Source organism: Paludibacterium purpuratum, assembly GCF_004363805.1.
In the GTDB taxonomy this organism is placed as follows: Bacteria; Pseudomonadota; Gammaproteobacteria; order Burkholderiales; family Chromobacteriaceae; genus Paludibacterium; species Paludibacterium purpuratum.
Genome location: NZ_SNZP01000008.1, coordinates 178,159 through 194,744 on the forward strand (window position 1 = coordinate 178,159; position 16,586 = coordinate 194,744).

Sequence of the window (16,586 nt, forward strand, 5' to 3'; positions counted from 1 at the left end):
CGTCGTTGGCGTTGCGGATACCTTGGTTGTTACCGTTGATCTGCATGGTCATGGTTTGCGAAATCGCCATGCCGGCAGGATCGTCCGCGGCGCTGTTGATGCGCAGACCGGAAGACAAGCGTTGCAGCGAGGTCTTCAGGGAATCCGTCGAGTTCGACAGGTTGCGCTGCGCATTGAGCGATGCAATGTTGGTGTTTACATAGATAGCCATTTTGAGCCTCCATCCTGTCTGACGTATTCAGCGTGCTAGGTCGGTACGTGATGCTCGAATCGTTTCGAGCACCGCTTACCTCACTTATCGACAGGTGCGCGCGACACTTTAGAGTCGGTTTATGGTCTTTTTTCACCGATGAAGCGCTTCTATATGGGGGCCGCTTCGAGTACGATACCCGTTAAGCATTCTGCTGGTACTCGGTTCATGACTTCATCACGTCCTGAAGTCCGCGCAAGGGGGAAACAAGGTGCGCCGGCCCAGATCATCGATGCTCCCGCCGAGCACCTGCGGCTCGACGATATGTCTGTCTTTGTCAGCTAGGGTCCAACATGTCTGTCAATAAAATCGCATTGCTGGTGAATTTTCAGCACAACACTTATCTGTTCAATATCATGCGCGCCCTGTCGCAAGCCTTTCTGGACGAGGGCGTAGATACCCAGATCGTCGATTGCGGCAAAAAGCCGGAGGGTATCAAGGAACAACTGGAAAACCTCAAGCCGGATTTTATCTTCGAGATCAATCGCACTCGATGGCAGACGCAGGCGGCCATTCCCGAAGACATTCCGCATGTAGCTTGGATTCAGGATGCCTGGCGCGAGCCCAGAGGAGGCGAGCTGCCTCAGCTGCACTACACCGATCAGAATTTCGGCGGCAGCGAATTGATCTACACGCTGGTCGATCCCGAGTATTTCGGTTTCACCCATCATCTGGAGCAGGGGGTTTGGGGCCGCTTGCACACCGGGATCGACCCGCGCATCCATCACGCCAAACCCGAGGTCGAGGCGGTCTCCAACAGCGCGGCCATCTGCGGTTATATCCCCATGCCGTTGCATGTGATGAATACCGAGTTTCTACAGAATGCGATGGCCTGGAACAATGGCAAGAAAATGCGCGTCGACCAGATGGCCAACTTCATGCTCAACAAGGCCAAGGTTTCGGTCTGCCAGCATAGCTACCCGCAACTGCACCAACTGATGGTCGACGAGATCAATCGTTACCTGGATATCCAGATCACGGTCGAAGAGCACATCGCCTCAATGGATCGAATCCCCTACATACAGCTGCTGGACACCGAAATGCCGCGTATCAACGACCGGCTGGCGCTGGCCGGCGCCACGTTGGAGGCGGGGCTGGATCTGGAGATCTATGGCCACGAGTTCTGGCGCTACTGGCCAAAGTTCGCCTCCTATTACAAAACCAATCTACGCTGGGGTTCGGATCTCGCCGAGATTTATCGTCGCACGCAATTCAATGTACATAACGGTTGTTTCGGCATGCACTCCCGCGTATTGGAATGCATGGGTAGCGGCGGCAGCATCTTCGTCTGCACCGGCCGCTTCAACGACACCGAATACGACATCCGCCGTCATTTCACGCCGGGCGAACACTATGTCCCCTTCGACATCGAAACGGCTGCGGACACCTTCTCCCAGTGGCGTGGACAAGACAAAGCACTGCACGACATCGCCATGAATGCCGCGGAGCAGACCCGGCAGCACCACACTTGGCGTCATCGCGCCCAGGAGATTCTGTCCGACATGACCGCCGTACAGCACATGTACCAGTAAGCCGTGATTTGAAAAAAACCGGCCCGATGTTTTGCATCGGGCCGGTTTTTTTCGGATAGACGTGGATTATTTGCCGTAGGCGCGCAACCACTCTTCCAGATGGTCCTCCAGCATGTAGTGCTGTTTAACCCAGGCACGGAGCGCGTCGCCCTCGCGATAGGTCGCATCCAGATCGTGCACCCGCTCGCGGATGGCCTCGATCCAGGCTTCCGGCGTGTTCGGCACTCGCTTCACCGGCGCACCGTTGGTCTGATACGGCATGATGTCGCTAGCGATCACCGGCCAGCCCAACACGCCATACTCAAGCAGGCGTAGATTGCTCTTGCTCTCGTTGAACGCATTGATCTCCAGCGGCGCGACCGCCAAGTCGAGATTCATGCTGGCCACTGCCTGCGGATAATCCTTGAACGGCACGCTGGCGCGTTTTTCGCGGATGCAGTCGTCCACGCCTTCCGGCCACATGCCCATGAAGACCCAATCCACCTCGTCCGCGGTGGCGCGCACGACTTCCTGGATCAACTCCAAGTCGCCCTTGTGCTGTTGAGCGCCAACCCAACCGACGCGCGGTCGCCTTCCCACGCTGCGGTTGGTGGCCAGGTTCTCCCACTTGGCCTTCGACAGCCGATTGGGCACCACCTGGATATCGCCGATGAATTCGCTGGCGAACTCGGCCAACGGTGCAGTCGATACCACCAGGCGATCGGCCATCGACAGGCAAGTACGCAAGCGGCGGCGCGCATCGCGGAAGTTGGACTTGATTTGCTTGTAGAGCGAGCTCTTTTCCGGCAGATCGGTCAGCAGATCGTCGAGCGTCACGACACGTCGCTTATCGGCGAAGTACTTCTGGTAGTAGCGCATGGTTTCCAGGTGGGCATCGCTAATGCCGTTCTGCGACACCAGCACATCCGGGTTCATCCGCTCGATTTCCATCGGCTTGAGCATGCGGTTGCCGTTACGGATCGCGCGCACGGTGCAGACTTGAGCCAGACCGCCGACCGCCAATGCGGTGAGCGGCTCGACCACGCGATATTCGCCGCTGCCGCCAGGAATCGCCGTGGCCAGGATCTTGGGCCGCTCATTAAACGAGGGATCCCAAGTAAACGGAACAGCCTGCTCGATGGAGAGCGGCGTGCTCTGCAGGCTCAAATTGCGGTTATAGGCCGGATCGCGCGCCAACACCGACAGCCAGTTGTCCAGCATATACTCGTGCTCGCGCTTGCTGCGCTCGGCAAAACGTCCTTGCTCGACCGGATCCTTCAACTTGTCGTTGACACTCATACCATGGTGGTGAACCAGCACCGCGTAAGGGGTCCAAAGCATCTTGTAGCCGGCTTGCGCGGTACGCAGGCAGAACTCGACATCGTTAAACAGCACGCTGAGCTCTTCGTTCATGCCGCCAAGCTCGGTATAGACCTCGCGCCGCATCAGCAGGCAGGCGCCGGTCAACGCCGACAAATACATCTCGCACTGGTTACGGTTCATGTAACCCGGTTCGTCGAGCTTGCACTCCATGCCATAGTGGGTCGCCACATCCAGCAACAGCGGCCCCGTTCCGAGTGCGATCCCGCCATGCTGCACCATGCCGGTTTCCGGATACACCAACTTGGCGCCAACCATGCCGACCTCAGGGCGCTGGGCATGCATCAACATCCGCTCCAACCACTCGGGCTGCACGATCTCGATGTCGTTATTGAGCATCAGCACGTACTCGCCTTGCGCCATGCTGACGCCGAGGTTGCACTGCGCAGAGAAATTGAACGGGGCATCGTATTCGATGACTCGCACCCGTGCAGGCTCGCTGGCCTGAATTTCGCGATAGAAATCGATGACATCCGGGTCGACGCTTTGGTTGTCGATCACCAGGATTTCGAACTGCTGGTAGCGGGTCTTCGCCAGCAAAGTCTCGATACAAGGCTGCAGGAACTCCAGCTTGTCGCGGTTGGGGATAATGATCGAAACCAGCGGCGTACCGGCAATCGGATAGGCAACCTTGAAGGTGTCCTGCATGGCGCCTTCCTGCACCTCCGCCTCGCGGCCAAGCCGCGCCAGGTGGCTCGATACCGCCACGCGATGGGCAGCGCGAGAGAGATCGGTCTCTTGCTGTTTGGGCAAATGCACCAGCGGATAGGCCAGATGGCCCACGCTGGCCTCGCCGAACTGATCGGCCAGACGCAACAGTAGCTCGTAGCCTTCTTTGCCCGGGTAGGCGGCAAAGCCGCCGACACTCATGACCGACTGCTGGTTGAACCAGCATGCCGCTTCGATGTAGTCCCAGTTCAACAGATATTCGAGATTGAAATCCGGCTTGAACTGCGGATCGGCGTAGCACCCCGGCAACAACATGCTGTCGTGGTCGGAGTAGACGACGGACAGCTTGTCGTCTTGCTGCATATAGTCGGCCAGGCGCAGCAGGCAATCGGGCGACAATTCGCTGCCGGGAGGCAGCAAACCGATCCAATCGCCGGGCAAGTCGGTGACGATCGTATTCAGCGCCTGAGCCAGAACTTCCACGTCGCTCAGATTCTCGACCTGAATCCAGCCTAGTAGATCGGTACGGTTGAAAATCGGATCCGGGGCCGGGAAGTCCGCCAACACAACCAGTCGCCACGAACCGTAAAGTTGCTGCTGCAACGACTGGATCGTCCCGCCAAGCGCCTCGAGCCAAGGCCGGGTCACCTTCATGATCAGGGTAATCAACGGGCGGCGATGCCACTTGGTGACCATGCGTTCGGCCAAAATTTCGGCATCGACCTCGCGCAGCCCATGCGCATCCTGCCAGGCTTGATAGCTCATCGAGCCCAGCGAAGCCTGAATGGGATGCTCCGCCGCCAGCACGGCGGCACGGCCAACGCGCACCGCCGGCTCGCCCAGATCGTCGTAGCGCTCGTACAAACGGCGGAATAGATCGTGCAGATTGTCGAACTGCCGTCCGGTCTGATGACCGCCACGATCTTCCAGACGCTGCCGGACTTCGACCGTGTTGCGTTGAACGTGAACGAACGGCGCCACGCGAGACAGTCGGATCAGCAAATCCCAGTCTTCCAGCGCCAACAGCGATTCGTCGAACAAACCGATATGGTCGAGCAGTGCACGCGCATGACAGAACGTGTTGATCGGGATGTAGTTGCAGACCTGCAAACGCAGCTTGTCGTACTCTTCGTGCGCATAGGGAACATAACGCTTGCGCTCGATACGCCGGCCGCCCTCCAGCGACTCGGTGACATACTCCGCGGTGGTATAGACCACGGCGTTGGGCGTCAGTACCAACTGGTCGCGCAGCGTTTCCAGGTGATTGGCACGCATCAGATCGTCGTCGTCCAGGTAGACGACATAACGCCCGCGCGCCAGCTTCAGCGCGGCGTTGCGCGCACCCGACGGACCGCGGTTGGGCTGGCGCAGATAAGTGACGCGCTCGTCGCGGCCGATCCAGTCCAGCGTCGACTCCATCAGCGGGCCGCCATCGTTGACCAGCAAGATTTCGAAATCCTGACAGGTCTGTTCCAACACGCTAGCCAAGGCATTTTGCAGCAGCGCCGGACGCTGGAAGGTCGTCAGAACGACAGAGAACATCGGCCCGGTAGCCGCCTGTTGCGCTGCGCCCGAGAAATGCAGCGCCTGTCCGGCATCGAGCACCGCCTGCAGCACCGGGGGCATGACCGACGTCTGATCCCTCCGCAACAGCTGTTTGAAACGCTCGCAACACACCTTGAAACGTCGACGGATATGTTCATCGATCCACGGCGCCGCGGGATTGGCATGCTCGATGTAAAACAAAAATTTGCCGTACAACAGACTGAAGATTTGCGCCAACTGGCCGGCGCAACGCAAGCGCGTTTCTTCGGTCAGGTAGCGATCCAACAACTTCATATGCTCGGTGACAGCCACCCCGCTGGCGCTATAGTTATCGATGCCGGAGGCTTGGCGCGGGTGCTGGCGGAAAATCGAAATCTGTTCGTTGAGGAATGCGCCCCTTACCTCGTTGAGGCTGAGATACAGCATCAAGTCCCAGTCGGTGGCGCGGAAAAAGCGTTCGCCCTCGAACGTCCCCAAGGTGAGATCGAAGAACGACTCCCGCATCTTGACGGTGGCACGTCGAAACAACGTGGCGCCGATGTTGATATAGCAATCGAAACTCAGCAGAGGCGCAAATTCGTCGCGCGTGCCGATATAGCTCCGATCGAGCCAGCCCGGATGTTGCAACGTCAAGATCCGCCCATCGGCCGTCTCGATATTGTAACGACCGTAGGCATAGCCGCACTCCGGATGCTGATCCAGCGTTTCCTTCAGCTTAGCCAATACCCCTGGCACCAGATAATCGTCGGCGCCCAATACCAGAATGTAGTCGCCATGCGCGAGGCTAGCCGCGTAGTTGATATTGAGCCCTGCGCCCAAGTTCACCAGGTTACGATAGCCATGCACGCAGGAATGTGCGGCTTCGTAACGGGCAATGACTTCCGCCGTGTTGTCGGTCGACGCATCGTCGCACACCAGAATCTCGAGATCATCGATACCCTGCGCCAACACGCTATCGATCGCTGCGGGCAAATAGTCCGCGTAGTTATAGGCCGGAATGACGACGGAAATCATGCACCCTCCCGAGCGCGCGCTCTGAATTATTATTAGAACCTGGCGAAGCTCGAACGCATGGCCAGGTTCTTATGGTTCGGCTCTCGCCGATTTAAATGAAATTGATATGTTCTGGCGGATTCTTCAGATCCCACAGGAACTTGTTCACATAGTCCTGCCGACAGCCGACTGCGCAATCCTTGTGAACGTCCACCGACTCCGATACGTCCTTGTGCACGGCCCAGTACCGGTCGCCCATCACGATATCGAAGAACGACTGCTCATGCAGATCGCCGATATAGAACCGCTCTTTATTGAAGAACGGACCGCACGGATAAATCTTGCCGTTACCCGAAATCTGCAACAAGAACGGGGTTCCGTAGCAGACATCATATTTTCGGAAACCATCCTTGTACAAGGCGGATTCCGACGCGGCATTGATCTTGTTCCATTTGGCTTGCACCACATAACTGTCGGTGGAATAGCTTTCGGCTTCCTTCAGTACATCCTGGATCGTCAGGTAGTCTTCGTACTGAATACCGATTTCCTTGTATTCGGAATCGGAACAATGCTTGATGACGAAGTAGTCTACGCCTAGTTCGGCACCCAGTTTCGCTTCTTTCAGCACTTGATCGAAACATTCCGGAATCAACACCATCTGCAGGCCCAGCGTGCAGGGGTAATTGTTTTCCTTCTTGATGCGTACCAGCTCGCGGATCTTCTCCACCAGCTCGTCGAAGTTCTTCTCTTTGGACTGATGCACACGGCGGAAGCCGTCGCGATCGCCCGCCGACAAGTTGAAGCGGATCCAACTCATGTTTTTCAACAAATCGTGCGCACGATCCATGTCCAGCAATAGGCCGTTGGTCGCCATCGAGGTGTCGATGCCGACTTCGCGCGCGCGAACCACCGCGTCGTAGAGCGCCGGATTCAGGGTCGGTTCGCCATCGCCGATAAAGCCGATCGAACGCACGCCCAGGCGACCGCAGTCATCGATATAGTTCAACAGCGCATCGCGCTGGATCATCGTGCCCTGCGTCATATTCTGTACCACGGCATAGCAATAGATGCAGGCGGTATTGCAGAATTTGGTCAGGCCCATGTCGATGTGAATGGGTGCAAAACGCTCGCCGCGCTGCCAGGCTTGCAAGCGGTCCAGGTGATGCATCATCTTGTGGCCGTCGAAGCGGAAGCGCTGCGGCGGGTTACGGTAGCTCGGCCCGGTGAACTGGTTGGGCACGCTGGGCACTTCCTCGCCCTCGGTCAGGCGCATCACGCCGATCTGGTTGCCTTCGCTGACGAAGTGAATTTTCTGACCGGTCATCTTGTCGAGCTTGTAGCTGTCGATCTGCTGTTGCTCGTCGGTCAACGCCGCGCGGTTGACGATGACGTTGGACGTGCGCAGCTTGTGCCCCGGGTTGCGCTTAAGCGGCGCATCGTCCGGAATGGAGGTGGTGGTCTCGTAACCGAAGCGGTTAACATCCTTGTGCTTGTTGTCACTCATGATTCTGTCTCCTAGGACCCTTATCCGCATGCACGCGGCGTTAACTCAAAACGGCCCGCTAAACCAGACGCCCGGCACATCGTGGTGCGAGTGGCGCTGGGGCAGGAACTCCAGCGGCAAGCGGGACAGGCCCAACATCTTGCCGATACATTGAACGATTTCTTCCGCGCCCGGGTAGAACTGCCGGGTCAAGCCGTAACTGGTCGGTTCCGGGCAGTCCGGCAATGCCAGCCGAGCCGGCGCCGCTTTGAGCGCCCCCCAGCAATCCATACCCACGCGCGCCACAATCTCGCCGGCAATCGAGCCGGTCGCCGCACCGGTATCCAGTGCCAGCAATCGCCCGGTCCGACGCACCGAGGCGAAGACGGTATCCCAGTCGATCGGCTTGACGGTGCGCAGGTCGATCAGCTCGCAGTGAATGCCGATCTGCTCCAGCGCGCGACAAGCATGCAGCGCCTCCACCACCATATACGACGCCGCCACGATGGTGACCGCGTCGCCGGACTGCCGGACGGCTGCGCGACCCAGCGGTACGCGCACGTCGCCCTCTGGCACCTCGCCCTGGGCGAAGTGCAGCCAACGATGCTCGAGAAACACCACCGGGTCGTCGTCGAAAATCGACGACAGCAACAACCCTTTGGCATCGGCGGCATTGGATGGCATGACGACCTTCAGGCCGGGCACATGGGCGAACCAGGCTTGCAGATTCTGCGAATGGGTCGGCCCCTGCCCCCAGCCGCGCCCCATGATCAGTCGAATGGTCAGCGGTACGGCACGGCCGAAGGTGTAGTGCCACTTGGCGGCGTTGTTGACCAATTGATCCATCGCCAGCAGGAAGAAATCGAGACGCTGGTGGCACATCACCGGTCGCATGCCAGCCAAGGCGGCGCCGATGGCGATACCGGTCATGCCGTTTTCCGAAGTCGGGGTATCGAACACCCGGGCCGGGCCGAAGCGCTGCTGCAGACCGGCCGTGGTATTGAAAATCGCCTTGGGGTCGTCCACCCCCAGTCCGAACTTCAGCACCCGCTCGTCCTGGGCCATAGCCAGGTGCAAGGCCTCATTGATTGCCTGGGCGGCGTGGATGGTCGAATCGCGGCTCATGACGACAACTCCGTGCGATAGATTGCGTCGAACACAGTCGACTCGTCGGGATACGGCGCGGCAAGCGCCAATTCAAATGCCCGATCGATTTCGGCGCCGATCTCCGCGATCATGGCCTGGCGATCCGTGTCGGTGAGCGCCAGTTCGGCCGCCAGTCGCGGCAACGGATCGCGGTCCTGCCAGGCGGCAAGCTCGCCCGTCGGCCGATAGCCCAGATCGTCGTCGAAATGCGGCCCGCAATGTTCGCGCCAGCGATAGGTCATGCATTCGATAAAGCGCGGGCCGCCACCGGCGCGAATTTCCGCCGCCGCACGTTGTGCGACCGCCAACACCGCCTGAGCGTCGTTGCCGTCGACCTGCTCGGCCGGCACCCCAAGCGCCCGCGCCAGCGTGCACAGATCGCGCTCGGCCGGCTGGCGCTTGGACAGTGGGGAGTACACCGAATACAGGTTGTTCTCACAGACGAACAGCACCGGCAGATGACGTAGCGCGGCAAAGTTGGCGGCCTCGTAGAAGGCGCCCTCCTCGGTCGCGCCATCGCCGAGGAACACGCAGGTCAACGCCGACTCGCCGCGCAATTGCTGCGCCAGCGCCACGCCGACACCGACCGGAATGCTATTGCCGACGATCGCCGTGCTGGCCAGGAAGCCCGCCCGTTCGTCGCTCAGGTGCATCGAACCGCCGCGGCCGCCGCAACAGCCCGTCGACTTACCGTACAGTTCGGCGATCATCTTCTCCAGGTCGCCACCCTTGCCCAGGTAATGCGCGTGCGAGCGATGAGTGGACATCGCCCGATCGTCGGCCGAGAGCGCCAGCCCGAACGCCGCCGCCGGGGCCTCCTGTCCGATGGAGAGGTGCACCGGGCAGCGCATCTGTTGCTCCGGGTAGCGACGAGCGATTTCTTCTTCGACCATGCGGATTCGCAGCATGGCGCGATAAAGCGCGGTCTTCATTCTGCTCACCCTAGATGAAGTTGATGTGCGGCACGCTCTGGTTCATCAGCCGGTCGAGATAACGGTTGACTTCATCCATGCGGCAATTCTTGCGGCACTCGTGGATATCCAGTTGATGCCGCACGTAATGGAAGTTCTCGCGCCGTTTCTCGCCCTCCCAGATTTCCTGGAAGGTGTTCTGGTTGATGTTGCCGTATTCGAAGCGCTGATCGAGCAGATAGGCGCTGCAACCATAGACTCGGCCGTCGGCCATCACATAGCCCCACAGGAACGGGGTGGAATGGCATTTCTTGTAACGGGTTTCCGGGTCTTCCTGATACTTGCGCATGGTGTGGGCGCGAAACACCACCTGGAAGGTCTCGGTGCTCATCGGCTCCAACTGTTCGGCCAATGCCAGATAGCCCTGATAATTGACGTTCTCGTACTCGTGGGTTTCACTGAACAAATGCTGCGAATACGGTTTGATCACCAGATAATCGGCACCGATTTCGTCGCGGCAAATACGGGCCAACTCGACCATCTCGTGTGCGTTTTCCGGCAAGAGCAGCGTCTGCACGCCGATCACCGTATCCAGCCCATGCGCGCGCTTGTATTCGGAGGCCGCGCGCAGGTTATCGATGACGCGTTGAAAATCGCGATCGCGGGTGCGGTGGATGGCGGCATAGCTCTCTGCGCTGCCGGCATTGAGCGACACCTTGATCCACGACACTTTGTCGAGAGACTCCTCGACGAAGCGTTGGTTGAGCAGCACACCGTTGGTGGTAAACGCCACATCGATGCCGCTTGCTTTGGTCATCGCGACGATCTCGTTGATCTTCTTATGCAGCAGCGGCTCGCCCTCGCCGGCATACATAATGCTCTTGACCCCCAGCCGGCCCATTTCCGGCAAACGCTCGGCCAACATCGCCTCGTCGAGCATCACCGATTTGTAGCCGATATAGTCGACCGCGCAGAACGTGCAACGATGATTGCAGGCCCCGACCGGCGCCAACTCGAGATAGATGGGGTAGACCGACTTGGCCCGCTCCCATTCGTCGCCGACATCCAACAACTGCGCGACGCGCTTGGGGTGATAGATCAGCTTGTGGCTATCGATCAGAAACTTGTCCATGGCTCGGTCCTTCCCGCCCTACTTGAGCAACGTGGTGGCGTATTTAAAGAACAATACCGGGTCGACCGGCTCGCGGTTACATACGATCTGAACGTCCAATGCGGCGGAAATACTGCCGGCCAGTACGGCGACTTCGGGCGGCAAACCCGCGCCCAGGCAAGTGCCGGCCAGCGACAAAAAGGCATCGCCCGCACCGATGCGGTCGACCACTTTGGACGATAGCGCCGGGATCGACAGCATACGATCCTGACTAACCAGTAGCGCGCCCTGGCTGCCACGGGTAATGGCGGTCGCTTGAGCGGACAGGCGCCCGTTGAGCTCACCGGCAATCATGTCCAGCGGCGATAGGCGGTCGTGCGCCGCCAAACGCGCCTCGGGTTCGTTCAGGCACAGGAAATCGGCGCGCGGGTAACGGGTAATCACATGGTAGCCACGGTTGCCGCTATTGATCTGGGTGTTGACCGCCAGGAAGCGGGCATGCTGCGAAATAGCGTTGGCGATGTCGCGCGAGATCATGCCGTTACCGAAGTCGGGCACGATCACGGTATCGAATTCGGCCGCGTGCGCCGACAGCCATTGGCACACTTGCTGATCCAACGCACTGCGCTCTTGTTCCACACCGCCGAAATACACCTCGAACAACCGCTGCAGATCCTGGTCGACGAAGCGGCGCTTGATCAAGGTCTGTGCGGTCGGAAAATCGATATGCGGCAGACTGACGTTAGGTCGCAATTTCTCGGTGACGTATTCGCGCGTCCCAGGCTCCTTGCCCAGCGCCGTCAACAACGTGACCTGCTGGCAGAAGCCGGCCACGTGATTGGCGACGGCGATGGCGCCGCCGGCGAAGCGCTCCTCGGAGGCATAACGCACAGCCAAGGTATTTCCCTTGCCGGTCTGCCCCAAGGTGGAAACATAGTGATACTCGTCGATGATGGCGTCGCCGACCACCAGCACACGCTGCGACTTGAGATCCTTGATCCTGGCGATGAAGTCGTCGAGCGGAAACTGTTGCTTGAAGTCGGCCAAGAAAGCGCGCGCCTCGGACGAGAAGACATCGAAGTGGTTGTTCAGCAGGCTGGTGGAGCTGAAGGTGATTTCGTCGGTGAAATGCACGTCGCCGCCATGCTCGCGCACCGCGGCGACCTCGCGGGCGATATTGCCGGTCAGGTCGGTGGCCGCATCGATGTAATCGCTGCCCTTGATATACAGCGACGGCTGCAACGCGTGGATGACGTTGATCGCCGTCTCGGCCTGATTGATCGCCACATGATCGACGCAGGCTAACGCAGCCAGGTTCTCGGCGCGCAATTCCTCACCGAACACGGGCCGCCCGGGTCCCTTCCTCACGAAGGTATCCCCGGTCAGCGTCACCACCAGCACGTCGCCCAATTTACGCGCGCTTTGCAGGTGGCGAATGTGGCCGGTATGCATCAGGTCGAAAGTGCCGTGGCACAGCACGACACGGCGGCCCTGTTGCTTGAGCTGGGCGACAATGGCCGCCAGGTCGTCGAGAGAATGGATCTTGTGCTCGGTCATGTCCGCTCCGCCAGGCAATCGGCCACGTAATGCAACAGGAACAGGTGGGAAACTTCCACTTCACCGTAATCGCCGGACGGGCTCCAGAAATTGATGTCGCCCAACTCGGACAGCGGATTGCCTTCGGCAAAACCGCTCAGCGAGATCACCGAAGCGCCCGCCTCGCGCGCCGCGGCCACCGCCTGCAGGATGTTCGACGATTTTCCGGAGCTGCTGATGGCGACCAGCATGTCGCCCTTGCGGGCGTATTGCCGCACCAGGCGCGCATAGGCCTGGTCATAGCCGAAGTCGTTACTCATGCAGGTCATCAACGACGGCTCGTGCAGCACATGGGCGCGCAGTTTCCCTTTGTTGACCAGATCGTTCTGGATATGCGCCGCGACGGCGGCGCTACCGCCATTACCGATGATGAAAAGCGATCCGTCGGCATGTCGTAGCGTCACCAGCATATCGAGCAAGGTAGCGATCGCTTCGTCGGCAGATAGGACACGGCCGGCATGGCTGCTGCGGATGCCGGTCATGACGCCGGCGAAGCGTTCGCAAGCGCCGGACAGGGTTGCGCTATTCATGATTGAGCTCCCAGGTTGTCGAACCAGCTCTTGGTTGCCTGCTCGATGCTGGCCGGTGTCCACAGCGGGGCATCGCGCCAATCGTCGAGGCAGGCCAGCATATTGGCCACGCCCTGCTCCAGCGGCACTTCCGCCCGCCACCCCAGCAATCGCGTGATCTTGTCGGTATCGGCGAACGTGCAATCCGGCTCGCCAGGCCGTTTCGGGATATAGGTTTTCTCGCCGCCCAACAGGTCGACGAGTCGATTGACCTTGTAATGACCGCCACTACCGACATTCATGATCTCGCCGCTGATGTCGGAGGCGCCCGCCATCATGAAGGCGCGCGCCACGTCGGTGACGTAGGTGAAATCGCGGCTTTGTTCGCCGTCGCCCACCACGGTGAACGGCAGTCCCTTGAGTTTCTGCGCCAGGAAGACGCCGAATACCGCGCCATAGGTGCCGGCCGTGCGCGAACGCGGGCCATAGACGTTGAACAACCGCAGCGACACTACCGGCAGGTGATAGACCTTGCCCCAATGCAACACCAGCTCTTCGCCCATGGCCTTGGTCAGCGCGTAGGGGTATTCCGGTGCGATCGGCGCCGTTTCGGGCGTCGGATAGCACTCGGGGATCCCGTAGCAAGAGGACGAGGCGGCATAGACCAGGCGGCGCGCGCCATGCCGGCGCGCGGATTGCAGAACGTTCAGCGTGCCTTGTACATTGACGGAGAAGTAGGTTTCCGGATCGTCGATCGAGGGCACGATGTCGGCGCGACCGGCGAGATGAAACACTTGGTCGACCCCGGCGAAACAGGGCTCCAATGCCGCGCGGTCGCGGATATCCACCTGATGGAATTCGCAGCGTCCCCGCGCAAGCAGGGTATCGATATGAGCGCGTTTACCGGTTGACAGATCATCGACCAATACCACTTCGGCACCTTGCGCCAGCAGCATTTCCGCCAGATGACTACCGATGAAGCCGGCAGCGCCGGTGACAAGAGCTTTCATCTTCCACAACACCTGAATGAATAGTTGTTTTATCGGCCCGAAGCGTCGTTACTTGAGCCGGCCGGTCTCAGGACTGCAGCAAGCGCTGCAGGATACGCTCAACCGAACGCAGCGAACTATCCAGCACCGACGAGGCGCCGGAAAAGTCGACCTTGTGTTCGCTGTCGCCGCGGCCGGCCGCATAGTTGGCCACCACGGTCAACATGGCGTAAGGCAGATCCAGTTCGCGCGCCAATGCCGCTTCCGGCATGCCGGTCATGCCGACGATGTCGGCGCCATCGCGCTCCAACCGGTTGATCTCGGCGGTGCTTTCAAGTCTTGGTCCCTGGGTGCAGGCATAGATCCCGCCATCGACGATCTCGATGGCTTCCGCCTGTGCCGCTTTTTTTAGGCCAGCGCGCAGATCGGGACAATAGGGGTGCGTGAAATCGACATGCACCACCGGCTTGTCGAGGCCTTCGAAGAAGGTGTGCTCGCGCCCCGAGGTATAGTCGAGCAGATCGTCGGGCAGGACGATAGCGCCCGGCCTCATATCGGGACGGATGCCGCCCACCGCGCCGATGGCGACCACACCTTTGATGTTCTGTTGTTTGAGCGCCCAGATATTGGCGCGGAAATTGATTTCGTGCGGGGCCAACGAATGGCCGTAGCCATGTCTGGCAATGAATACCACGTTGCGGCCGCCGACCAGACCGAAGGTCAGTGCGCAGGAGGGGTCGCCATACGGCGTACGCACCACTTGGCGATGGGTGACTTCCAAGACCGACAGTTGCGCCAGACCGCTACCGCCAATGATTGCCAGCATGTTAGCCTCCCGTAATAAAGTATGTTCGGATACTAGCTATGGGAGTGTAACGGCTTTGACGGGCAAGGGATAGGGGAAAAGGGGCGGGGACGGAGGCCGGTTCCCGGCAGTCCTGAACGGACTTGCGCCGGAAACCGGAGGACGGGATACGCCGCTTACTTCAAGGCGTGAATCGCCGGCAGATTGCGCCAGGCGCCACGCACGTCCATGCCGTAACCGAACACATAACGGTCCGGCACGTCGATACCGACGAAATCGGCGAGGATCGGCTTTTCCTTGGCGATGATCTTATTGGCAAAAACGCCGCTGAAGAACGCCTTGGCGCCCATGTCCATCACCTTGTCGCGGATGGCCGCCATGGTATGGCCCTCATCCAGGATATCGTCCAACACCAGCACGACGCGGTCCTGTACTTCTTCCTTCGGCGCCTGTTTCCACACCAGCTCGCCGCCATGCGTCTTGTCGCCGTAGCGGGACACGTGCACATAATCGAAATCGAGCGGGAAATGCAGTCGCGGCAGCAACTGGCCGGTAAACACCACGGCACCGCCCATGACGGACAGCACCAGCGGATAGCTTTCCCCGAGTTTGGCGGTGATTTCCTCGGCCATGCGATCGACAGCGCTATCGACCTCTTCGGCGCTAAACAGAATGTCCGAGCTATTCAAAATGCCCAGGGCTTCGGCTACGTTTGCCATGCTGACTCCTTTACTTCAGACCCCCGCGCCGCAGGCAGGACGCAGAAGGATTGCAATGATTCGTTTTAGCGGCGGGCAAGATAGTCCGCAAATGCAACGCCCACCTCGTGATGCTTCAGACCATAGCTGACGGTCGCCTTCAGATAGCCGAGCTTGGAGCCGCAATCGTAGCGCACGCCGGCAAACGGCAGCGCCAGGATGTCTTGATCCTTGAGCAAGGCGGCGATGCCGTCGGTCAACTGGATCTCGCCGCCGGCACCCGGCTTGGTGTTGATCAGCTTGTCGAAGATTTGCGGGGTCAGGATGTAGCGTCCGACCACGGCGAGATTCGACGGCGCCTCTTCCGGACGCGGCTTTTCCACGATGCTGCTGACCAGAAGCCGGCCGCCGGCCTGCTCATTGACCTCGACGATACCGTAGGAGCCGGTTTCGGATGGCGCGACGGTTTCCACGCCCAGCACCGAGCTGCCGGTTTCGTCGTAGAGCTTGACCATCTGCTCCATCGCGCCCGGCTCGCCGTCGATCAGATCGTCGGCGAGAATCACGGCGAACGGTTCGTTGCCGACCACCGGCTGTGCGCACAGCACCGCATGACCAAGGCCCAACGCCTCGGGCTGGCGGGTATAGACGCAAGTGACCGAACTCGGAATGATGCCTTGCACCATATCCAAGAGCTTATGCTTGCTCTTGATTTCCAGTTCGGTTTCCAATTCGTAAGCCTTGTCGAAGTGGTCTTCGATCGAACGCTTGTTGCGGCCGGTGACGAAGATCAGCTCGGTAATGCCCGCGGCCACGGCCTCTTCGACGGCATACTGGATCAACGGTTTGTCGACCACAGGCAACATTTCCTTCGGGCTAGCCTTGGTGGCTGGTAGGAAGCGCGTGCCAAGACCGGCGACGGGAAACACTGCTTTGGTTATTTTCTTCATTGGCGTTAATAGCTTTCTGAATTTGACCGGCCGTATTCTA

At 59.6% G+C, this 16,586-nt stretch carries 13 protein-coding genes; 1 reads left to right on the forward strand and 12 read right to left on the reverse strand.

Annotated features, from left to right (window positions below; all coding sequences use genetic code 11):
• Nucleotides 1-211, reverse strand: a 211-nt coding sequence (locus DFP86_RS19620; RefSeq protein WP_481848705.1) for a flagellin N-terminal helical domain-containing protein, incomplete at its 3' end; no start/stop codon positions are given.
• 332 nt (nt 212-543) lie between these two features.
• On the opposite strand from DFP86_RS19620, the gene DFP86_RS11400 reads away from it, so the two are divergent.
• Nucleotides 544-1,782 (forward strand): glycosyltransferase family protein, encoded by a 1,239-nt coding sequence (locus DFP86_RS11400; protein ID WP_133681273.1) that lies wholly within the window; start codon nt 544-546, stop codon nt 1,780-1,782.
• Nucleotides 1,783-1,848: 66 nt separating this feature from the next.
• Here DFP86_RS11400 and DFP86_RS11405 read toward each other — a convergent pair whose 3' ends face one another.
• The 11 genes from DFP86_RS11405 to galU all read right to left on the reverse strand — a co-directional run bounded on the left by DFP86_RS11405 (nt 1,849) and on the right by galU (nt 16,546).
• Entirely contained in the window at nt 1,849-6,369 is a 4,521-nt protein-coding gene (locus DFP86_RS11405; protein ID WP_133681278.1) for a glycosyltransferase, read from the reverse strand.
• 91 nt (nt 6,370-6,460) lie between these two features.
• Nucleotides 6,461-7,852, reverse strand: a complete 1,392-nt coding sequence (locus DFP86_RS11410; protein WP_133681280.1) for a radical SAM/SPASM domain-containing protein — start codon at nt 7,850-7,852, stop codon at nt 6,461-6,463.
• Nucleotides 7,853-7,897: 45 nt separating this feature from the next.
• Nucleotides 7,898-8,956, reverse strand: coding sequence for an alpha-ketoacid dehydrogenase subunit beta (locus DFP86_RS11415; protein ID WP_133681282.1), 1,059 nt, complete (start codon nt 8,954-8,956; stop codon nt 7,898-7,900).
• Nucleotides 8,953-9,909, reverse strand: a complete 957-nt coding sequence (locus DFP86_RS11420) for a thiamine pyrophosphate-dependent dehydrogenase E1 component subunit alpha (RefSeq protein WP_133681284.1) — start codon at nt 9,907-9,909, stop codon at nt 8,953-8,955. Before DFP86_RS11420 ends, DFP86_RS11415 begins: the two co-directional genes overlap by 4 nt.
• A 10-nt stretch (nt 9,910-9,919) precedes the next feature.
• Nucleotides 9,920-11,020, reverse strand: a complete 1,101-nt coding sequence (locus tag DFP86_RS11425; RefSeq protein ID WP_133681286.1) for a radical SAM protein — start codon at nt 11,018-11,020, stop codon at nt 9,920-9,922.
• A gap of 18 nt (nt 11,021-11,038) precedes the next feature.
• Nucleotides 11,039-12,556: a PfkB family carbohydrate kinase gene (locus DFP86_RS11430; protein ID WP_133681288.1), complete on the reverse strand. Its 1,518-nt coding sequence runs from the start codon at nt 12,554-12,556 to the stop codon at nt 11,039-11,041.
• The gene (locus DFP86_RS11435; RefSeq protein WP_133681290.1) at nt 12,553-13,125 is read right to left on the reverse strand and encodes a D-sedoheptulose-7-phosphate isomerase; all 573 of its coding nucleotides are present in this window, start codon (nt 13,123-13,125) and stop codon (nt 12,553-12,555) included. The genes DFP86_RS11430 and DFP86_RS11435 overlap by 4 nt, the downstream gene beginning before the upstream one ends.
• Nucleotides 13,122-14,114, reverse strand: a complete 993-nt coding sequence (locus DFP86_RS11440) for an SDR family oxidoreductase (protein WP_133681292.1) — start codon at nt 14,112-14,114, stop codon at nt 13,122-13,124. Before DFP86_RS11440 ends, DFP86_RS11435 begins: the two co-directional genes overlap by 4 nt.
• A gap of 67 nt (nt 14,115-14,181) precedes the next feature.
• On the reverse strand, nt 14,182-14,919 hold the full coding sequence (locus tag DFP86_RS11445; RefSeq protein ID WP_133681294.1) for an S-methyl-5'-thioinosine phosphorylase: 738 nt from the start codon (nt 14,917-14,919) through the stop codon (nt 14,182-14,184).
• Between the two features lie 155 nt (nt 14,920-15,074).
• Complete coding sequence (locus DFP86_RS11450) at nt 15,075-15,617, reverse strand: hypoxanthine-guanine phosphoribosyltransferase (RefSeq protein WP_133681296.1); 543 nt, start codon at nt 15,615-15,617, stop codon at nt 15,075-15,077.
• A gap of 65 nt (nt 15,618-15,682) precedes the next feature.
• Nucleotides 15,683-16,546, reverse strand: a complete 864-nt coding sequence (gene galU / locus DFP86_RS11455) for a UTP--glucose-1-phosphate uridylyltransferase GalU (RefSeq protein WP_133681298.1) — start codon at nt 16,544-16,546, stop codon at nt 15,683-15,685.
• Nucleotides 16,547-16,586 lie beyond the last annotated feature (40 nt).

Bases quoted from the DNA above. Each gene is read 5' to 3' on its own strand.
- DFP86_RS11425 (WP_133681286.1), bottom strand. From the start codon at position 11,020: ATGGACAAGTTTCTGATCGATAGCCACAAGCTGATCTATCACCCCAAG.
- DFP86_RS11435 (WP_133681290.1), bottom strand. From the start codon at position 13,125: ATGAATAGCGCAACCCTGTCCGGCGCTTGCGAACGCTTCGCCGGCGTC.
- DFP86_RS11430 (WP_133681288.1), bottom strand. From the start codon at position 12,556: ATGACCGAGCACAAGATCCATTCTCTCGACGACCTGGCGGCCATTGTC.
- DFP86_RS11415 (WP_133681282.1), bottom strand. From the start codon at position 8,956: ATGAGCCGCGATTCGACCATCCACGCCGCCCAGGCAATCAATGAGGCC.
- DFP86_RS11400 (WP_133681273.1), top strand. From the start codon at position 544: ATGTCTGTCAATAAAATCGCATTGCTGGTGAATTTTCAGCACAACACT.
- galU (WP_133681298.1), bottom strand. From the start codon at position 16,546: ATGAAGAAAATAACCAAAGCAGTGTTTCCCGTCGCCGGTCTTGGCACG.
- DFP86_RS11420 (WP_133681284.1), bottom strand. From the start codon at position 9,909: ATGAAGACCGCGCTTTATCGCGCCATGCTGCGAATCCGCATGGTCGAA.
- DFP86_RS11440 (WP_133681292.1), bottom strand. From the start codon at position 14,114: ATGAAAGCTCTTGTCACCGGCGCTGCCGGCTTCATCGGTAGTCATCTG.
- DFP86_RS11445 (WP_133681294.1), bottom strand. From the start codon at position 14,919: ATGCTGGCAATCATTGGCGGTAGCGGTCTGGCGCAACTGTCGGTCTTG.
- DFP86_RS11405 (WP_133681278.1), bottom strand. From the start codon at position 6,369: ATGATTTCCGTCGTCATTCCGGCCTATAACTACGCGGACTATTTGCCC.
- DFP86_RS11410 (WP_133681280.1), bottom strand. From the start codon at position 7,852: ATGAGTGACAACAAGCACAAGGATGTTAACCGCTTCGGTTACGAGACC.
- DFP86_RS11450 (WP_133681296.1), bottom strand. From the start codon at position 15,617: ATGGCAAACGTAGCCGAAGCCCTGGGCATTTTGAATAGCTCGGACATT.